This is a genomic window from Bacteroides caecigallinarum (assembly GCF_021530995.1).
Lineage (GTDB): Bacteria > Bacteroidota > Bacteroidia > Bacteroidales > Bacteroidaceae > Phocaeicola > Phocaeicola faecigallinarum.
The window spans coordinates 1-17171 of sequence record NZ_JADYTF010000083.1 but is presented as its reverse complement, the minus strand read 5'-3'; the positions used below and the strand labels follow the sequence as shown (position 1 = coordinate 17171).

Sequence of the window (17171 nt, the reverse complement as noted above, 5' to 3'; positions counted from 1 at the left end):
GTATTTTATTATTATAATCAAATTGAATTATCATTTTGATAATAAGTAATTGCCCCATCGGGTTTATTTACTATCTTTGCCGCCGTTTTGAAAATCCCCTTTTTAAAATGAATAAATTAAACGGACTGCTTTATGGCATAATTTCATCGGCATCGTTTGGATTGATTCCGCTTTTTGCCATTCCTGCCATGCAACATGGTATGGACTTTATGAATGTCATTTCATACAGATTCCTTTTTGCGACAATAGCACTGGCTGTTCTTCTGAAAATCAGGAAGGTTCCTTTTAGTATAGAAAAATCGGATTTGCCAACGCTCTTGCTACTCTCATTTTTTTATCTGATTTCTTCTGTATTTCTGTTGTGGGGATACAAGTTCATGCCGTCGGGGGTGGCAACCACAATACATTTCATGTATCCAGTGATAACTACTCTAGTCCTGATGCTTTTCTTCCACGAAAAGAATTCACTGTTTCGTACATTGGCTATTCTGATGGCGATAGGAGGGGTGTATGCACTTTCGTATTCCGATTCGCAAGGCGAAACTAATATGTTGGGAGTGATTATTGTGCTTATATCGGCAGTGGGATATGCATTGTATCTTGTAACGGTTGGTCAGCGCAAGAACCAGAGCCTGAAAGGACTGAAACTTACTTTTTATGTGTTTCTTTTCAGTACGGTGATATTGCTTGCCGGAATGTCGTCAACCGGAAATTTGCATTCTATACCGGATTTAACTACTGCAGGTAACTTGCTTTTGCTTGCCATAATACCTACTATCGTGTCAAATCTGACTTTAATAGAGGCTATAAAATATATAGGGGCCACCCAGACATCTGTATTGGGGGCTATGGAGCCGGTAACGGCGGTAATTGTAGGAATAGCGGTTTTTGGTGAGGCTTTCACTTTTACTATTGCAGTCGGTATAATACTTATAATTTCGGCTGTAACTATTATAATACTAAAAAGGTAATAAAAAATAAAATTCTAACATCGAATTGATTATGAAGAAACTACTTTGTCCGCAGTGTAAGATATCATCTATGTACGTAAAGAATGCCAGTGGAGAACGCCGGCTGGTATATGTGGATGAAAATCACAATGTCGTGCCTAAGTATCCTGAAGAGAGTTTGGAGGGGTTTGATCTGACTGAAGTATATTGTCTGGGATGTTCTTGGCATGGTTCACCAAAGAGATTGAGTGGTAAATATGTATGAATTTATTGCACAAAATCTGTTTTTTTGTGTAATAAATGCTCCTTTTTTACTCGTTTTCGGTAAGTTTTAGTATCTTTGCTGCCTAAATGTTTAAATATTAATGAATTATATATATTATGGAAAAAGTTATAATCAATTCTTATGATGAATTTGAGAAGTTGGTAGGCAAACAGATTGGAGTTTCAGATTGGTTGGAAATATCTCAGGAACGCATTAATCAGTTTGCGGATGCTACTTTAGACCACCAGTGGATACATGTGGATGTTGAAAAGGCTAAAGTAGATAGCCCTTATAAGAGTACAATAGTACACGGGTATCTTACATTGTCGTTGCTTCCGTATCTTTGGAATGAAATTATCGAAGTGAACAACCTCAAGATGATGGTTAACTACGGAATGGACAAGATGAAATTCGGTCAGGCTGTCCTTTCAGGTCAGAGTGTGAGACTTGTTGCTGATTTGCAGTCGCTGGTTAATCTTCGTGGGGTTGCCAAGGCAGAAATAAAATTCTCTATAGAGATTAAGGATCAGAAAAAGAAAGCTCTTGAAGGAGTGGCTACATTCCTTTATTATTTCAATTAATAAGTCATAAATTAAGGGTTAAACAGTTCGGCTCTCGGACTATTTAACCCTTTGTTATTTTCTGTTCTCAGGTCTTGTTACATCTGTTGGTAGTTCTTGGCCAGACCTCCTTCGCTTGTTTCCTTGTAGAGCGATGGCAGGTCATGACCTGTCTGCTTCATCACTTCAACTACTTTGTCGAACGATACACGGTGGTGTCCGTCGGTAAAGGCAGAGTATATATTTGCATCGAGTGCTCTTGCCGCTGCGTATGCATTTCTTTCTATACATGGTATCTGTACTAGTCCGCATACAGGGTCGCAAGTCATTCCCAGGTGATGTTCAAGTCCCATTTCGGCTGAGTATTCAATCTGTGCTGGACTTCCTCCGAATAGTTGGCTTGCAGCTGCCGATGCCATGGAACATGCCACACCAACCTCAGCCTGACATCCTGCTTCTGCTCCTGAGATAGAAGCGTTGTGTTTTACAATGTTTCCCACCAGGCCGGCAGTGGCTAGTGCACGCAGTATTCTTGCATCACTGAAATCACGGCTTTCCTGCAAATGTTTAAGCACTGCCGGAACTACTCCGCACGAACCGCATGTAGGAGCTGTTACTATCTTTCCTCCTGAAGCGTTTTCTTCGCTTACAGCAAGTGCATACGCAAATACAAGCCCACGTGTACGCAATGAATCCTTGTAACCCTTGGCACGAATATAATATGATGAGGCTTTTCTGGGCAGATTGAGAGGACCTGGAAGAACTCCTTCTGCATCCAGACCTCTGTCTATGGCTGCTTTCATGGTTTCCCATACCTCGGCCAGATAATCCCATATTTCAGGACCTTCGCACTGTTCTACATATTCCCAGTAGCTTTTGCCTGTATGTTTGCACCACGCCAGTATTTCGCTCATGCTATTCATGTCGTAAATATCTTTCGATACTGTTCGTCCCTTTCCTTCTTCTGCCAGGGCTCCACCGCCTACACTGAACACGGTCCATTCGTCTGTCACTTGCTTGTTGGCATTCAGTGCCTTGAATGTCATTCCGTTGGGATGAAAAGGAAGGAATACATGCGATTTCCAGATAATCTCCACAGGTGCGTGTGGCTGAAGTGTGTCCAGTATGGCTACATCTGTCATGTGTCCTTTGCCTGTTGCGGCCAGACTTCCGTACAGAATTACCTGAAACGATGCAGCTTCGGGATGTCTTTCCAAAAACATCTCGGCTGCCTTGCGTGGCCCCATTGTGTGACTGCTTGATGGGCCGGTACCTATTCTATATAGTTCTTTTATTGATTTCATCTCTGCTGTTATCTTGTTTGTTATGTTTTCAAATATTTACTACTGTTATTCCTGCTCCACCGAACTGTACGTGTTCATCGTGGAAGCTTGATACTCCCGGAACTGTTGCCAGATATTGTCTGATCAGTGTGCGGAGTATTCCGGAACCTGTCCCGTGAAGGATTCTCACGTTTCTTGCTCCCACAAGAATTGCATCGTCTATGAAGTATGTCACAGCCTGTATTGCTTCGTCGCCTCTCATACCTCTTACGTCTATCTCGTGCTTGAAGTTAAGCTTCTTGTCGTACATGGTGCTTTGTGTGGCGCTGCTTACGAAGCTGGCCTTAGCCGGAGTAGTGGCAGATGGTTTAGGTGCATCAGCATGTTCCAGACGTTCTGTTTTCACGTTTGTCTTCATGAGTCCGAACATTACTACTGCGTTCTTGCCGTTTATTTCAATCACCTGACCGGTGCTGGTCTGTCCCTTTATGCGTACATAGTCGCCGGTATTGATAGGTTTCACTTTAGGAATGACAGGCTCTTTGGTTTCGTTTGCCTTCTTTTCTTTCTTTTCCTTGCGGCGTTCCTGCTTTTCCCTCAGCTGCTCCATCTTCCTGGCTATCTTCTCTTCCATGGCAGCCTTTTCCAGTTCTTCCACTTCGCGTCTGAAGTCTGTAAGTTCCTGTCTTGCCAGACGGGTTCTCTCCTTGTCTGCCTGAGTTTCTTTAATAGTACGGATAGTATTCTCTATGCGTGCATTCGATTCCTGAAGGATTTTCTCTGCTTCTTCCTTGGCTTTTTTCAGGATTTCCTTCCTACTCTTTGCCAGTTCCTCCATTTCCTTTTCGTAGCGTGCAATGGTATCTTCCATCTGCTTTTCGCGCTTTCGTATGTTCTGGCGTTTGGTTTCCCAGTATCGCTTGTCGCGTACAATGTCCTGCAGGTATTTGTCGCTTTGGATGTATTCGCTACCTACTATTTCCGATGCATCGGATATCACGTCTTCCGGTAATCCTATCTTACGTGCTATTTCCACTGCAAACGAACTTCCCGGATTTCCTATCTGTAGCTGGAACAGTGCTCTCATCTCATGACGGTCGTACAACATGGCACCGTTTATCACACCTTCGTTGTTCTCGGCAAAGTGTTTCAGGTTCTGATAGTGAGTGGTTATTACTCCGAAAGTCTTCTTGTTGTTGAAACGTTTCAATACGGCTTCAGCTATCGCACCGCCTATCTGTGGTTCGGTACCGCCACCGAACTCGTCTATCAGGATGATACTGCTGTCGTTGCAGTATTTCATCATATTCTTCATGTTCGTAAGGTGAGAAGAATATGTACTCAAGTCGTCTTCGATACTCTGTTCGTCACCTATGTCGATAAATATGCTGCTGAATATGCCTGCATGGCTGCGTTCGTTCATTGGTACGGGGATTCCACATTGCAGCATATACTGCAGCAGTCCCACTGTTTTCAGACACACGGATTTACCTCCGGCGTTAGGACCGGAAATGAGCAGTATCCTGTCTTTGCTGTTAAGTGCGATTTCCAGCGGCACTACCTTCTTGTTATGTTTCTCGAGGTTTATTCTCAACAGCGGGTGTATTGCATCAAACCAGTCTATAGTCCTGCTGTTTTCCATTGCAGGTTTTGAAGCCTTGATATCTATACTGAACAAAGCCTTGGCTCTGATGAAATCGATTTTTGCAAGGAACTCGTATGATACCATTATGGCAGGAACGTGCGGACGTATCTCTTTTGAGAATTCAGTCAGTATTCTTATTATTTCCCTTCTTTCTTCACCTTCCAGCTCTCTTATTCTGTTGTTGGCCTCTACTACTTCAGCCGGTTCAATGAATACGGTCTTTCCTGTAGCCGACTCGTCGTGAACTATACCTCTGATTTTTCTTTTCATACCCGGTGCTACAGGTATTACGAGGCGTCCGTCGCGCACGGTGGGAGTTACGTCCTTGTCAACATATCCTTCTGACTGTGCCTGTCTGAGGATTGAGTTAAGGCTGCGTGATATGCTTCCGGCTGTAGATGCCAGTTCGCGTCGGATATTGAGCAGTTCGGGCGATGCGTTGTCCTTGATTTTGCCGAATTTGTCGAGAATATTGTTGATTTTTGCAGTTAGCTGAGGGAAAACCATGATGTCTTCAGCCAACTTTCTCAGATTAGGGTAGTGGCTGTTGGTGTAATTGCCGTCATCATCGGTCTCGTCATATTTCTGCAGGAAGAGTATTATCTCTCTGATAGTTTCCAGCGAGCGTCGCAGGTCGAACAGTTCCGCTTCGTTCATGTACATGCCTTCTATTCTGATTTTCTTCAGTGATGGGCGTACATCGAAGAAATTCTGGCTAGGAAATTCATTCTCGCCTTGTATTATCTGAATGAATTCAGTCACTTGGTCCAGTAATGAATTGACATTGTCGAAATCGTCGGAGAAACTCATTTCGTCCACCTTCTCATGTCCCAAGGTACATAGACATTTGTTTTTTATGAGTGTGCGTATCTGGTCGAATCCTATTTTCTGCTCAAAATTCAGAGGATATATCATGTCTGTATGTTGTATTTTTATGCTGTTTTAAATTCTTGGCAAAGGTACTACAATGTAGTTTCATTTCAAAAAAAGAGAACAATAATTTGATTATGTCGGTTATATTGTCTTTACTGATTTAATACTTATTCAATCCCATTTTAAGGTGTGCCCAAATTCAACTTCAAATTTGCCCACATTCGATCTTAAATTTGCCCACGTTTTATTTAAAATTTGCCCACGTTTTTTTCAAGGAATGAGAAAGGAAAAAAACGTACATAAGCGGCAATCATATTCGGTTTGCAATATCAGAATAAAATGACTAACTTTGCATCGCGAAGAATATGGGTATTTGATAAATGAAACTTAAGAAAGATATAGAGATTGAAAAAGGTCCCGACGGATATGTTCTTGGCGGTGAGGGGATGGAAGCCTCGGAATATGATATGCTTACCCCACTTAGCGATGAGGCTGTATTTCTTATCAGGGAGATAGGTCAGGAAGAGTTCGATGAAGATACTTTGGCAGGTATGTTGTGTAGTGAGTTTGGTATGGACTATACACGCGCTCTTGAGGAGGCTCTTGAGTTGATGAATCATTGGCAGGATATAGGTATAACACGTTGGTGAACCTTATTATTACATGAAGCGTTTGGACAGAAAGATATTGGGCAGTGCAATGGCCACAGCCTCGTGGATGTACAGGCAGACATCAGGATATAGAATCCCGGTGTCTGCTTCTGTGCTATTAGGGGTTATTAGAATCGCTGCATCCTTTTCTTTTATATGGATTAGTAAGGAGATGATAGATATGGCTGTCAGATCCGACGGAAACCTTACGAAATATGCTTTACTGTTGGTCTCTGCACTTGTTGCGGAAATTCTGTGTTCTGTGGCTCAGGGATATGTTAATGTGAGAGCCGAAGCCGGAATACGCAATTCCTTGCGTAGCCGTGTGTTTGACAGAGCACTTAATGCCAGATGGAATGGAAAGGAAAGATGGCATACGGGAGATGTGGTCAACCGTCTGGAAGAAGATGTCAGAGTTATTGCCGACACATTGTGTCACCTTGTTCCGGGAGCGTTGGTCACTATGGTACAACTTGTGGCGGCATTTGTTTTTCTATGGACCATGAACCCTGTGCTGGCATGGGTCATACTTTGTATATTGCCTGTTTTTATGGCTTTAGCCGCAATTATGGCACGTCGGATAAAGAAACTCACAACGGAAATACGTAAATCCGATTCTCAGGTGCAGTCTGTCTTGCAGGAGTCTCTTCAAAGACGTATAGTCATAATAGCTCTCGGCAGGATGGAATATGTTATGAACCGGCTTGTATCTTCTCAGAACTCTCTTATGGAAAAGGTGATGAAAAGAAACAGGTTCAGCATGTCGTCGCGTGCAGCCATGATGACAGGTTTTGGAACCGGTTATCTCACAGCTTTCATCTGGGGCGTACACAGTATGCAGGATGGGGTGGTCACATTCGGTATGTTGTCGGCCTTTCTTCAGCTTGTAGGTCAGATTCAGCGTCCTACTGCCGACATGAGCCGTCGTCTTCCTGCAATGATACATGCCATGGCTTCGGCGGAGAGGCTGATGGAAATATATGATGCCGAGCAGGAAGATATCCCTTCGACTGATAATGCCCCGACATTTATTCCTGACGGAATTAGGCTGGAGAATGTAACATTTGGCTATCCCGATGCAAACAGAAAGATATTCCGAAACTTTACACACGATTTCCGTCCAGGAACTTCTACGGCTATTATGGGTGAGACTGGTGCCGGGAAGAGTACAATGATGCGTTTGATGCTTGGCTTACTTAAGCCCGAAAGCGGTAATGTCATATTTTATGCGGAAGACGGTAGTTGTGCTGATGCTTCGGCGCGGTTCAGGAGCGGAATAGTATATGTTCCACAGGGAAACAGCCTTCTCAGTGCAACAATCCGTGAGAATCTTATCGGCGGAAAGGAAAATCTTTCTGATGACGTTATCAGAAATGCTCTTTACATGGCTGCTGCGGAGTTTGTTTATGATTTGCCTGATGGCCTGGATACGAAGTGCGGCGAAGGTGGAGAGGGATTGAGCGAAGGTCAGGCCCAACGTATAGCCATAGCCAGAGCATTGCTCAGTGATGGTCGTATAATGCTTCTTGACGAGTTTACTTCAGCGCTTGACGCCGAAACGGAGAGTAAGCTTATGGACAGACTGACGGAAAACTATACAGGCAAGACTCTAGTCTTTATCACTCATCGCAAAGAGATGGCTGAAAGATGTGAAAATGTGGTACACGTTAGCAGAACCTGATTATGAAGAAACTTATATTGCCGAACGAAATACTGATGGGAGAAGTTGAGAGGCTTCTTTCTCAAGGTACTGCTGTCACTATAATGACAAAAGGTAACAGCATGTTGCCGTTTATAGTTGGTGAGAGGGATAGTGTAGTACTAAAACCATACGGAAAGCCGCAGGTAGGTGATATTGCTTTGGCGCATCTGGACAGCGGAGCCTATGTGCTACATCGGATTATCGCTATATCAGATACTGGTATGGTGACACTGATGGGTGATGGAAACATCTGCGGAACGGAGCATTGTCATTCCGAAAGGCTTTGTGGGAAGACAGTAACGGTTATCAGACGCGGACGCAGATACAATCCCGATTCAAGGTCGTGGATGATTATGTGGCGTATTTGGCGACAAATGTTGCCTGTCAGGCGTTATCTATTGGCTATATACAGACGATTTTTAATTAAATTCATATAGAAGATGAATAAACTTTATTCATATATAGTAGGTGGACACAGGTTTTACCTGAGTATTCCTGAAAAGTCAGGATTTTTGTCCTGTCTGGACAATTATAAACCATTTCAGGAAAGTGAAATATATGTGGAAAACTTTTCTCCGGAAGATATTTCCGACAGCGTGTTTTGTCTTAATCTGGATATTGAATCGGAAGGAAAGGACCTGATGTATAATTCGGATTTATTGGCAGAGTTCGACGATGACACCGCCTTTATATCTGTTATGTCAGGCGGCAATGGCGAAAGAATATTTCTCATATCGCTGAATCGTGAGATGAAGGAACAGGGCGGAGTACTTGTAATAGGCGATGACCATCGTTGCTGTAAGCTGTATGCCGGAGCATGCAATGGTGGCAGGCATGGACAGTTCGTGTTAAATAATGCACTGATGTTGCTATATGCCTTGTCTACATCTACTGAAAATACACTCCTGATCCATGCGTCAGTAGCAGTGGCAGACGGTAAAGGATATGTATTTCTGGGAAAGAGCGGAACCGGAAAAAGTACACACACAAGGCTCTGGCTCAACAATATTCCCGGTGCGTGGCTGCTTAATGATGACAATCCTGTAGTAAAGATTGAAAACGATGGCAGTGTTATGGTGTATGGTTCGCCGTGGAGTGGCAAGACACCTTGTTATCGCAATGAAAAAGCTCCTCTTGGAGCTGTGGTCAGACTTAGTCAGGCTCCACATAATTCCATCAGACGATTGTCGGGAATTCAGGCTTATGCCGCACTTGCTCCATCGGCTTCGTCAATGAAATGGGACAGGGTGATGGCGGACGGGCTTCATAAAACTTTGTCAGGGGTTATTCAATCCGTAGGAGTGTTTCATCTGGAATGTCTTCCTGATGCAGACGCTGCATTTATATGTCACGATGCAGTGAAATGAGAATGTATATTAATAAGGTAATATTTAAAACTATAATAAAATGAGAATAAAGAAAGGATTTGTACTGCGCGAGTTGGCAGGCGAGAAAATAGTTTCCGGAGAAGGACTGGAACAGTTGGATTTCAATAAGATTGTTTCACTTAACACATCGGCAGCTTATATTTGGGAACATATCTCGAACAGGGAGTTCGATTTGGAGACAATGGTTGATTTATTGTTGGACAGATATGATATCGAACGAAGTGTTGCGCTTCAGGATGCACGTCGTCTTCTGGATAACTGGATATCAATAGGTCTTGTTGAAGAGTAAATATCAGGTTTAGGACCATAATAAATGCATGTATTTCTTTATAAATGGGAATACATGCATTTTTTTGCAATATATATTTAATATTTAAGTATATATTTACGTAATATCTTATTTTTTTAGCATAAAAATCGCCTTTATACGTTTATTTATGCAAAAAAGCAGTAACTTTGCCGCCGTTTAGAGTTTTAATTGAAATGCAAGAAAGGGTAAATAATATTATTGAGATTTCCCATGTCTCAAAATACTTCGATGATAAGATAGCTCTTGACGATATCAACCTTTACATACGCAAGGGCGAGTTTGTAACTATATTGGGGCCTTCGGGTTGTGGCAAGACAACGTTGCTCCGTCTGTTGGCAGGTTTCCAGACGGCATCGGAAGGTGTTATAACAATTAACGGTAAAGAGATTACCCAGACACCTCCGCATAAGCGTCCCGTTAATACTGTATTCCAGAAATATGCTTTATTCCCTCATCTTAATGTTTACGACAATATAGCGTTCGGTCTGAAACTGAAGAAGAAGCCTAAAGATGAAATCATACGCAAGGTGAAGAACGCCCTGAAGATGGTGAGCATGAGCGATTATGAGTATCGTGATGTAAACTCTCTTTCCGGCGGTCAGCAGCAGCGTGTGGCCATAGCCCGTGCCATTGTGAACGAGCCTGATGTTCTTCTGCTTGACGAGCCGCTTGCAGCACTTGACCTCAAGATGCGTAAGGACATGCAGATGGAACTTAAGGAAATGCACAAACGCCTGGGTATCACGTTCGTGTATGTGACACACGACCAGGAAGAAGCTCTTACTCTGAGTGACACCATTGTAGTGATGAGTGAGGGAAGAATTCAGCAGATAGGAACTCCAACAGATATATACAATGAACCTGTCAACTCATTCGTGGCTGACTTTATCGGCGAAAGCAACATTCTTAACGGAGTGATGATAAACGACCGCCTTGTAAGTTTTGCAGGCGTAGAGGCAGAGTGCGTGGACGAAGGTTTTGGAGACAATGCACCTGTGGATGTGGTGATACGTCCGGAAGACCTTTATATATTCCATGTAAATGACTCCGCACAGTTCCGCGGCAAGGTTACATCTTGTATCTTCAAGGGTGTACACTATGAAATGGTTGTAGTGGCAAACGGATTTGAATTCATAGTTCAGGACTATCATCATTTTGAAGTGGGTTCGGAAGTTGGACTGTTGGTGAAGCCATACGACATACATATAATGAAGAAAGAAAGGGTATGCAACACATTCGAAGGAAAAATCATCGACGAAACTCATGTTGAGTTCCTCGGTTGTGAGTTTGAGTGTCGTAAGGAAGCCACTTCAGGCATGGAGGCCGGTACGGAAGTGCTGGTGGAAGTACCTTTCGACGGAATAGTGCTTGACGACAATCAGGAGGACGGTACTCTGACTGGAAGCATAAGCTTCATCCTTTACAAGGGCGACCATTATCATATCACTGTCGATTCCGATTGGGACGAGCCGGTATATGCCGATACAAACGATATTTGGGATAAGGGCGACAATGTAGGTATCAGCATTCCGTCTGAATACATATCCATACGCAGAAAAAATTAATAACTAACTATATAAGGAAACGAGGTGAAACTAAGTAACATTCGTATTTTTCTTACTTCGCGTAAGAGTTGGACATTGCCGTACATCATCTTCTCGGCATTCTTTGTGGTCCTTCCGCTTATATTGATTGTGGTATTCGCGTTTACTGACGAGAGGGGGGATTTCACTTTTGCCAACTTCAGTAAGTTCATGTCTCATCCGGAGGCGGTGAACACTTTTATCTATTCCATAGGTATTGCCATAATAAATACGCTGATATGTATCCTGCTGGGCTATCCGGCTGCGTATATTCTGAGCAGGCTCAAGTCGGGCTATTCGCAGATAGTAGTGATGCTTTTCATCCTGCCTATGTGGGTAAACATTCTGATTCGTACTCTTGCCACAGTGGCACTGTTTGATTTCTTCCGTGTACCGCTGGGAGAGGGGGCATTGATTTTCGGTATGGTTTATAACTACATTCCGTTTATGATTTACCCCATCTACAATACACTGGTCAAGATGGATCGCAGCTATATCGAGGCGGCACAGGATCTTGGAGCAACTCCTTTTCAGGTTTTCACCAAAACCATACTTCCGCTGTCCATGCCGGGAGTGGCAAGCGGCATTCTCATGGTGTTTATGCCTACCATTTCTACTTTTGCCATAGCCGAGCTGCTTACAATGAACAATATAAAACTGTTCGGTACTACAATTCAGGAGAACATCAACAACAGTATGTGGAACTACGGTGCCGCACTTTCGCTCATTATGCTGTTCCTTATAGGTGCCGCTACTCTTTTTGCTTCTGATGATAATCAGGAGAAGGAAGGAGGTGCGATATGGTAAACATGATAAAGAAAGTTCTCTGCCATGGTTATCTGTGGCTGTTGCTTCTGATGCTTTATTCTCCTATCATCATAATCATGATATACTCCTTTACGGAGGCTAAAGTTCTTGGCAACTGGACCGGCTTTTCAACAAAACTCTACGAAAACCTCTTTGTGCATGGCACTCACCACTCATTGGTAAATGCCCTTTGGAACACCATTACCATAGCCTTGATTACAGCTGTAGTATCTACTCTGCTTGGAACGATAACTGCAATAGGAATGTTCAACCTGCGTGTACGTCAGCGTAAGGCAGTGTCATTCATAAATAATATTCCTATATTGAACGGAGATATAATCATGGGTGTATCACTGTTCCTGCTTTTCGTCTCGTTGGGAATACATCAGGGATATGGCACTGTGCTCATGGCCCATATAGCTTTCTGCACACCATACGTGGTGCTCAGCGTGCTGCCACGTCTCAAACAGATGAACCCTAACCTTTACGAGGCTGCGCTCGACCTGGGAGCAACTCCCGGACAGGCATTGAGGAAAGTCATAATCCCTGAAATCCTGCCCGGAATGATAGCCGGTTTCATGCTTGCAGTGACAATTTCGATTGACGATTTCGCTGTAACTATATTTACCATAGGAAACGAAGGACTTGAAACTCTTTCTACATACATATATTCTGATGCAAGAAAGGGCGGACTTACACCGGAGCTTCGTCCGTTGTCAACTATTATATTCCTTATCGTGCTGTTTATGCTTATAATGATAAACCGCCGTGCAGGGAAGAAGAATGCAAAATAACGATAATAGATTATGAACAGACTTTATACAATATTTCTGACTCTGCTCACGGCAATATTCCTTACAGGATGCTATAACAGTGAGGATCGCGAAAAGGTCTTGAAGATATACAATTGGGGCGATTATATCGACGAGGAAGTGCTGGCGGCTTTCCCGGAGTGGTATAAGGAGCAGACAGGAGAGGAGATAAGCATTGTATATCAGACATTCGATATAAATGAGATAATGCTTACCAAGATAGAACGTGGTAAGGAAGATTTCGATGTGGTATGCCCTTCGGAGTATATTATCGAGAGAATGCTGGTGAAAGACCTGCTTCTGCCTATAGATACGGCTTTCGGCAAGACACCAAACTACATTCACAATATATCTCCGTATGTACGCGGCGAGATGGACAAGCTTGGACTTCCGGGACGCCCGACGTCGAAATATGCTGTAGGGTACATGTGGGGTACGGCAGGAATACTTTACAACAAGAAATATGTATCGACAGAAGAAGCATCTACATGGCATTCATTATGGGACAGCAAGTTCCGTAACAAGCTGCTGATGAAAGACAGCTATCGTGACGCGTACGGAACGGCTGTGATATATGCCAATCGTGAAGCATTGGCAAAGGGCGATATAAAGGTTGATGACCTGATGAACAACTATTCGCCTGAGGCTATTGCCACAGCTGAAAAATACCTGAAGGATCTGAAACCTAACATAGCCGGATGGGAGGCCGATTTCGGTAAGGAAATGATGACCAAAAGCAAGGCATATCTGAATATGACATGGAGCGGTGACGCCGTGTGGGCGATAGAGGAAGCTGAAGCGATAGGAGTGGAATTGGGATATGAAGTGCCAAAAGAAGGAAGTAACGTATGGTTCGACGGATGGGTTATCCCGCGATATGCACGCAACAGGAAGGCTGCAAGCTATTTCATAAACTATCTTTGCCGTCCTGATGTGGCATTGGCTAATATGGAAACCATAGGTTATGTCAGTGCGGTTGCCACACCTGAGATTCTTGAGGAAAAGATTGATACAACTCTTGAAACATATTCCAATCTGGCTTATTTCTTCGGCCCTGAGGCAAGACATATACAGATAGATCCGATACAGTATCCTGACAGTGCGGTAGTGGCACGCTGTGCAATCATACGCGATTCCGGAGAGAGGACACAGGCAGTTCTGGATATGTGGTCGCACGTCAAGGGAGATAATCTGGGAGGAGGACTTGTGATATTTATTCTTCTTACACTGTTGGTGCAGGTTATCTATGTTTCGTATAAAAAGATAGAGAAATATAGGAACAGACGCAATCAGAACAGAAGAAAAAGAAGAATCAAACGTCATCATATTCGTCGATAATTTTTTATATAAAACTAAAAAGGCTATATTCCAATCCTTAACCATAGGATATGAAATATAGCCTTTATTTTTTATTTCTCTATTTATTATTTTGCGAAGCTTACGGCGCGTGTTTCTCTTATCACGGTAATCTTTACCTGACCCGGATAAGTCATTTCGTCCTGTATCTTCTTGGCGATTTCTGTTGACAGGCTTTCTGTCTGCTTGTCGTCAATCTTGTCTGCACCGACAATTACACGCAATTCGCGTCCGGCCTGGATAGCGTATGTCTTGGTAACACCTGGATAAGACATTGCAAGCTGTTCAAGGTCGTTCAGACGTTTGATGTAAGCTTCAACTATTTCGCGGCGGGCACCAGGACGTGCACCGGAGATAGCGTCGCACACCTGTACGATAGGAGCCAGCAAGCTATTCATTTCCACTTCGTCGTGGTGAGCACCGATAGCGTTGCAGATATCAGGTTTTTCCTTGTATTTCTCAGCCAGTTTCATACCGAGCAATGCGTGTGGCAATTCTGGTTCTTCATCAGGCACCTTACCTATATCGTGAAGCAATCCGGCACGTTTAGCTTTCTTAGGATTCAAACCAAGCTCAGATGCCATTACAGCACAGAGGTTAGCAGTTTCGCGTGCATGCTGCAACAGGTTCTGTCCGTATGATGAACGATATTTCATCTTACCGATGATACGGATAAGTTCAGGATGCAGACCATGGATACCAAGGTCGATAGTGGTACGTTTACCTGTTTCGATGATTTCTTCTTCCACCTGCTTGCGTACCTTGGCAACGACTTCTTCGATACGTGCCGGGTGGATACGTCCGTCAGTAACAAGCTGATGAAGCGCAAGGCGGGCGATTTCGCGGCGAACAGGGTCGAAAGCAGAAAGTACGATAGCTTCAGGAGTATCGTCTACTACTATTTCCACTCCTGTAGCAGCTTCGAGTGCACGGATGTTACGTCCTTCACGTCCGATGATACGTCCTTTGATTTCGTCCGATTCGATATGGAATACAGTTACAGAGTTTTCGATTGCGGTTTCAGTAGCTACTCTCTGTATAGACTGTATCACGATACGCTTAGCTTCGCGGTTGGCTGTAAGTTTGGCGTCGTCCATAATGTCGTTGATGTACGACTGAGCCTGAGTCTTGGCTTCGTCCTTGAGCGATTCAATCAGTCTTTCTTTTGCATCTTCTGCAGACAGACCTGAGATAGCTTCAAGCTTTTCACGTTCCTGTGACTGCAGGTGGTCAAGTTCTTCTTTCTTCTTCTCGATGATTACCAGCTGTGCGTCTAGATTTTCCTTGATGGCTTCAGTTTCGTTGCGTTTGCGCTGAAGTTCTTCATTTTTCTGGTTCAATACCATTTCACGCTGTTTCAGCTTGTTTTCAGCCTGCTGGATTTTCTGGTTGCGGGCAGCCACTTCCTTTTCGAGGTCGGCTTTTTTGTTCAGAAACTTCTCCTTAACTTCCAGAAGTTTGTTTTTCTTTATCACTTCGGCTTCCGTTTCAGCCTCTTTAATGATATTCTCATATTTCGATTTCAGACCGTATCTGAAAAAGCTATATGAAATAGCTCCTCCTACCAGGAAGGCTACAACTGTTAGTATTACTGTTGTCAACATCTAAAATTTAGGTTTAAAATATAAATAAAAACGCACAAGCTTCAGGGTGTTTCCTGTAAACTTGTGCGTGGATTTCCTTACTTGTTTCCTAAACAACTACTTTTGTTTGCTATCCTCTATGTAACCATCCAACAGGTCTTCCAGTTGTTTTATTTTTTCTGTATATGGTGATGTATCTACTGAATCTTTAATTTTGGCGTTTTCGTATGCCAGTTCCAGTGCCACCATAGTCCAGTGTTTCATGGTTCCGAGATTCGGAAATAGACTGCGGTATTTGTTTAGTTTATTGTCAATCATCTTGGCAGCGTCACGGTAGAAAATCTCTTCTTCACGATTAATCACCAGCGGATACCGTTCCCTGTCAATCTGTAAGTGTATTTTCAGTTTGTCGTCCATATATTATATGTTTCACTGCCTTATCTTTCCTTTATTTGTTCAGCAAAGCAATACATTTATCGACTTCACGCACCAGCCTCGTAAGTCTTTGTTTCGTGTCTCTGATTTCATTGTCGTTAACACTTATCATACGGGCCATTTTCAGGTTCGCATATCTGGTTTCAAGTTCTTTAATCTTACTTAACAAGACCTGTATTTCAGAATCTTTGTCGGCTATGGATTGCTTTAAAATGGCATTTTCTTTTTTCTCTTCATCATATAAAAAAAGGACATGCCTTAGCTTTCCTTCGAAACTGTTTAGTAGATTTTTGTCCTCTTCTGTCATCTATGCTACATGTTTTCTATGACAAATATAGTATATATGTTCGATATATGAAAATTTTTTTCTCATTTTGTATATTTATTTTGTTATTCGGTTTGTTCTGATAATAGAATGTACTATAAATCTTAAAGTTTTAAAACCTTTTGCAAAAGCTTTTCAAACAGTTTTAAATTTTGCTTTAGATGTATGTGATATATTGAAAAACAGTCCAGCCAAGATAAATTACGGCACATATTCAGATACCTTGGAGCATTTGCACTTCCATCTTGTTCCTAAGTATGTTGATGGTCCTGATTTCGGTGGCGTGTTCCGAATGAATCCTAAGGAAGTATATTTATCTGACGAAGAGTATGCTTCGATGATAGAGAAGATAAAGAAAGAGCTTTAATATATTTATTAGTTTAACCCGGTTTCCATCCTGTAGTTCAGGTGCGGAACCGGGTTATAATTTTGATGGCAAATCTTCTTGTTTGTGTATATCTGTTATTTTGTAAGTGGAAAGTCATTTTATCTGTCAAAATGTTTGCATTTTTATCTATTATGTATTATTGCTATTTTCGGAAAATATCATTCTAGAAGGAAAATGTTAATCTATGTTAGTTTTTGCTTTATAATATTTGAATTAAATTTCCTTGAAATGTAAAATAGGATATCTGTGTTAACAT

Annotated in this window: 17 protein-coding genes and 1 pseudogene; 13 read left to right on the top strand and 5 right to left on the bottom strand. The window is 42.6% G+C overall.

Annotated features, from left to right (window positions below; all coding sequences use genetic code 11):
• Window positions 1-107: 107 nt before the first annotated feature.
• The 3 genes from I6E24_RS11355 (at window position 108) to I6E24_RS11345 (ending at window position 1796) form a co-directional block, all read left to right on the top strand.
• Window positions 108-971, top strand: a complete 864-nt coding sequence (locus I6E24_RS11355) for a DMT family transporter (RefSeq protein WP_235328665.1) — start codon at window positions 108-110, stop codon at window positions 969-971.
• A 31-nt stretch (window positions 972-1002) separates the two neighbouring features.
• Complete coding sequence (locus I6E24_RS11350; RefSeq protein WP_235328664.1) at window positions 1003-1215, top strand: hypothetical protein; 213 nt, start codon at window positions 1003-1005, stop codon at window positions 1213-1215.
• Window positions 1216-1331: 116 nt separating this feature from the next.
• Window positions 1332-1796: a MaoC family dehydratase gene (locus I6E24_RS11345; RefSeq protein ID WP_235328663.1), complete on the top strand. Its 465-nt coding sequence runs from the start codon at window positions 1332-1334 to the stop codon at window positions 1794-1796.
• A gap of 77 nt (window positions 1797-1873) precedes the next feature.
• Here I6E24_RS11345 and I6E24_RS11340 read toward each other — a convergent pair whose 3' ends face one another.
• Together I6E24_RS11340 and I6E24_RS11335 are read right to left on the bottom strand one after the other, a co-directional pair.
• Entirely contained in the window at window positions 1874-3079 is a 1206-nt protein-coding gene (locus I6E24_RS11340; RefSeq protein WP_235328661.1) for an L-serine ammonia-lyase, read from the bottom strand.
• A 28-nt stretch (window positions 3080-3107) separates the two neighbouring features.
• On the bottom strand, window positions 3108-5618 hold the full coding sequence (locus tag I6E24_RS11335; protein WP_235328659.1) for an endonuclease MutS2: 2511 nt from the start codon (window positions 5616-5618) through the stop codon (window positions 3108-3110).
• A gap of 338 nt (window positions 5619-5956) precedes the next feature.
• Here I6E24_RS11335 and I6E24_RS11330 point away from each other — a divergent pair, with 338 nt between their 5' ends.
• The 9 genes from I6E24_RS11330 to I6E24_RS11290 all read left to right on the top strand — a co-directional run bounded on the left by I6E24_RS11330 (window position 5957) and on the right by I6E24_RS11290 (window position 14166).
• On the top strand, window positions 5957-6226 hold the full coding sequence (locus tag I6E24_RS11330) for a hypothetical protein (protein WP_235328657.1): 270 nt from the start codon (window positions 5957-5959) through the stop codon (window positions 6224-6226).
• A gap of 22 nt (window positions 6227-6248) precedes the next feature.
• Window positions 6249-7907 (top strand): ABC transporter ATP-binding protein, encoded by a 1659-nt coding sequence (locus I6E24_RS11325; RefSeq protein ID WP_235328655.1) that lies wholly within the window; start codon window positions 6249-6251, stop codon window positions 7905-7907.
• 2 nt (window positions 7908-7909) lie between these two features.
• Window positions 7910-8365 (top strand): S24/S26 family peptidase, encoded by a 456-nt coding sequence (locus tag I6E24_RS11320; protein WP_235328653.1) that lies wholly within the window; start codon window positions 7910-7912, stop codon window positions 8363-8365.
• A gap of 3 nt (window positions 8366-8368) precedes the next feature.
• Complete coding sequence (locus I6E24_RS11315; RefSeq protein ID WP_235328651.1) at window positions 8369-9295, top strand: hypothetical protein; 927 nt, start codon at window positions 8369-8371, stop codon at window positions 9293-9295.
• A 40-nt stretch (window positions 9296-9335) separates the two neighbouring features.
• Window positions 9336-9605 carry a PqqD family protein gene (locus I6E24_RS11310; protein ID WP_235328650.1) on the top strand — a complete coding sequence of 90 codons (270 nt, stop codon included), beginning with the start codon at window positions 9336-9338 and terminating at the stop codon, window positions 9603-9605.
• A gap of 194 nt (window positions 9606-9799) precedes the next feature.
• On the top strand, window positions 9800-11191 hold the full coding sequence (locus I6E24_RS11305; protein WP_235328649.1) for an ABC transporter ATP-binding protein: 1392 nt from the start codon (window positions 9800-9802) through the stop codon (window positions 11189-11191).
• A 24-nt stretch (window positions 11192-11215) separates the two neighbouring features.
• Entirely contained in the window at window positions 11216-12016 is an 801-nt protein-coding gene (locus I6E24_RS11300) for an ABC transporter permease (RefSeq protein ID WP_154042955.1), read from the top strand.
• A 2-nt stretch (window positions 12017-12018) separates the two neighbouring features.
• Window positions 12019-12810 (top strand): ABC transporter permease, encoded by a 792-nt coding sequence (locus I6E24_RS11295; RefSeq protein WP_235328666.1) that lies wholly within the window; start codon window positions 12019-12021, stop codon window positions 12808-12810.
• Window positions 12811-12822: 12 nt separating this feature from the next.
• Window positions 12823-14166 (top strand): ABC transporter substrate-binding protein, encoded by a 1344-nt coding sequence (locus I6E24_RS11290; protein WP_235328648.1) that lies wholly within the window; start codon window positions 12823-12825, stop codon window positions 14164-14166.
• Window positions 14167-14252: 86 nt separating this feature from the next.
• Here the strand turns inward: I6E24_RS11290 and rny are convergent, their stop codons facing one another.
• From rny to I6E24_RS11275, 3 genes are all read right to left on the bottom strand, one after another.
• Window positions 14253-15788: a ribonuclease Y gene (rny, locus tag I6E24_RS11285; RefSeq protein WP_154042951.1), complete on the bottom strand. Its 1536-nt coding sequence runs from the start codon at window positions 15786-15788 to the stop codon at window positions 14253-14255.
• Between the two features lie 96 nt (window positions 15789-15884).
• Window positions 15885-16184 carry a cell division protein ZapA gene (locus tag I6E24_RS11280; RefSeq protein ID WP_235328647.1) on the bottom strand — a complete coding sequence of 100 codons (300 nt, stop codon included), beginning with the start codon at window positions 16182-16184 and terminating at the stop codon, window positions 15885-15887.
• 31 nt (window positions 16185-16215) lie between these two features.
• A complete protein-coding gene (locus tag I6E24_RS11275) occupies window positions 16216-16509 on the bottom strand; it encodes a hypothetical protein (protein ID WP_204402865.1) in 294 nt (97 codons plus the stop codon).
• 205 nt (window positions 16510-16714) lie between these two features.
• Here I6E24_RS11275 and I6E24_RS11270 point away from each other — a divergent pair.
• Window positions 16715-16894 (top strand): annotated as a pseudogene (locus tag I6E24_RS11270) (HIT family protein); the annotation flags it as partial.
• Between the last annotated feature and the right edge of the window lie 277 nt (window positions 16895-17171).

What these genes read in the sequence shown, in the direction of transcription:
- I6E24_RS11350 (WP_235328664.1), top strand. Translation starts at nt 1,003, where the DNA reads ATGAAGAAACTACTTTGTCCGCAGTGTAAGATATCATCTATGTACGTA.
- I6E24_RS11305 (WP_235328649.1), top strand. Translation starts at nt 9,800, where the DNA reads ATGCAAGAAAGGGTAAATAATATTATTGAGATTTCCCATGTCTCAAAA.
- I6E24_RS11340 (WP_235328661.1), bottom strand. Translation starts at nt 3,079, where the DNA reads ATGAAATCAATAAAAGAACTATATAGAATAGGTACCGGCCCATCAAGC.
- I6E24_RS11345 (WP_235328663.1), top strand. Translation starts at nt 1,332, where the DNA reads ATGGAAAAAGTTATAATCAATTCTTATGATGAATTTGAGAAGTTGGTA.
- rny (WP_154042951.1), bottom strand. Translation starts at nt 15,788, where the DNA reads ATGTTGACAACAGTAATACTAACAGTTGTAGCCTTCCTGGTAGGAGGA.
- I6E24_RS11290 (WP_235328648.1), top strand. Translation starts at nt 12,823, where the DNA reads ATGAACAGACTTTATACAATATTTCTGACTCTGCTCACGGCAATATTC.
- I6E24_RS11310 (WP_235328650.1), top strand. Translation starts at nt 9,336, where the DNA reads ATGAGAATAAAGAAAGGATTTGTACTGCGCGAGTTGGCAGGCGAGAAA.
- I6E24_RS11335 (WP_235328659.1), bottom strand. Translation starts at nt 5,618, where the DNA reads ATGATATATCCTCTGAATTTTGAGCAGAAAATAGGATTCGACCAGATA.
- I6E24_RS11315 (WP_235328651.1), top strand. Translation starts at nt 8,369, where the DNA reads ATGAATAAACTTTATTCATATATAGTAGGTGGACACAGGTTTTACCTG.
- I6E24_RS11295 (WP_235328666.1), top strand. Translation starts at nt 12,019, where the DNA reads ATGATAAAGAAAGTTCTCTGCCATGGTTATCTGTGGCTGTTGCTTCTG.
- I6E24_RS11320 (WP_235328653.1), top strand. Translation starts at nt 7,910, where the DNA reads ATGAAGAAACTTATATTGCCGAACGAAATACTGATGGGAGAAGTTGAG.
- I6E24_RS11275 (WP_204402865.1), bottom strand. Translation starts at nt 16,509, where the DNA reads ATGACAGAAGAGGACAAAAATCTACTAAACAGTTTCGAAGGAAAGCTA.
- I6E24_RS11330 (WP_235328657.1), top strand. Translation starts at nt 5,957, where the DNA reads ATGAAACTTAAGAAAGATATAGAGATTGAAAAAGGTCCCGACGGATAT.
- I6E24_RS11280 (WP_235328647.1), bottom strand. Translation starts at nt 16,184, where the DNA reads ATGGACGACAAACTGAAAATACACTTACAGATTGACAGGGAACGGTAT.
- I6E24_RS11355 (WP_235328665.1), top strand. Translation starts at nt 108, where the DNA reads ATGAATAAATTAAACGGACTGCTTTATGGCATAATTTCATCGGCATCG.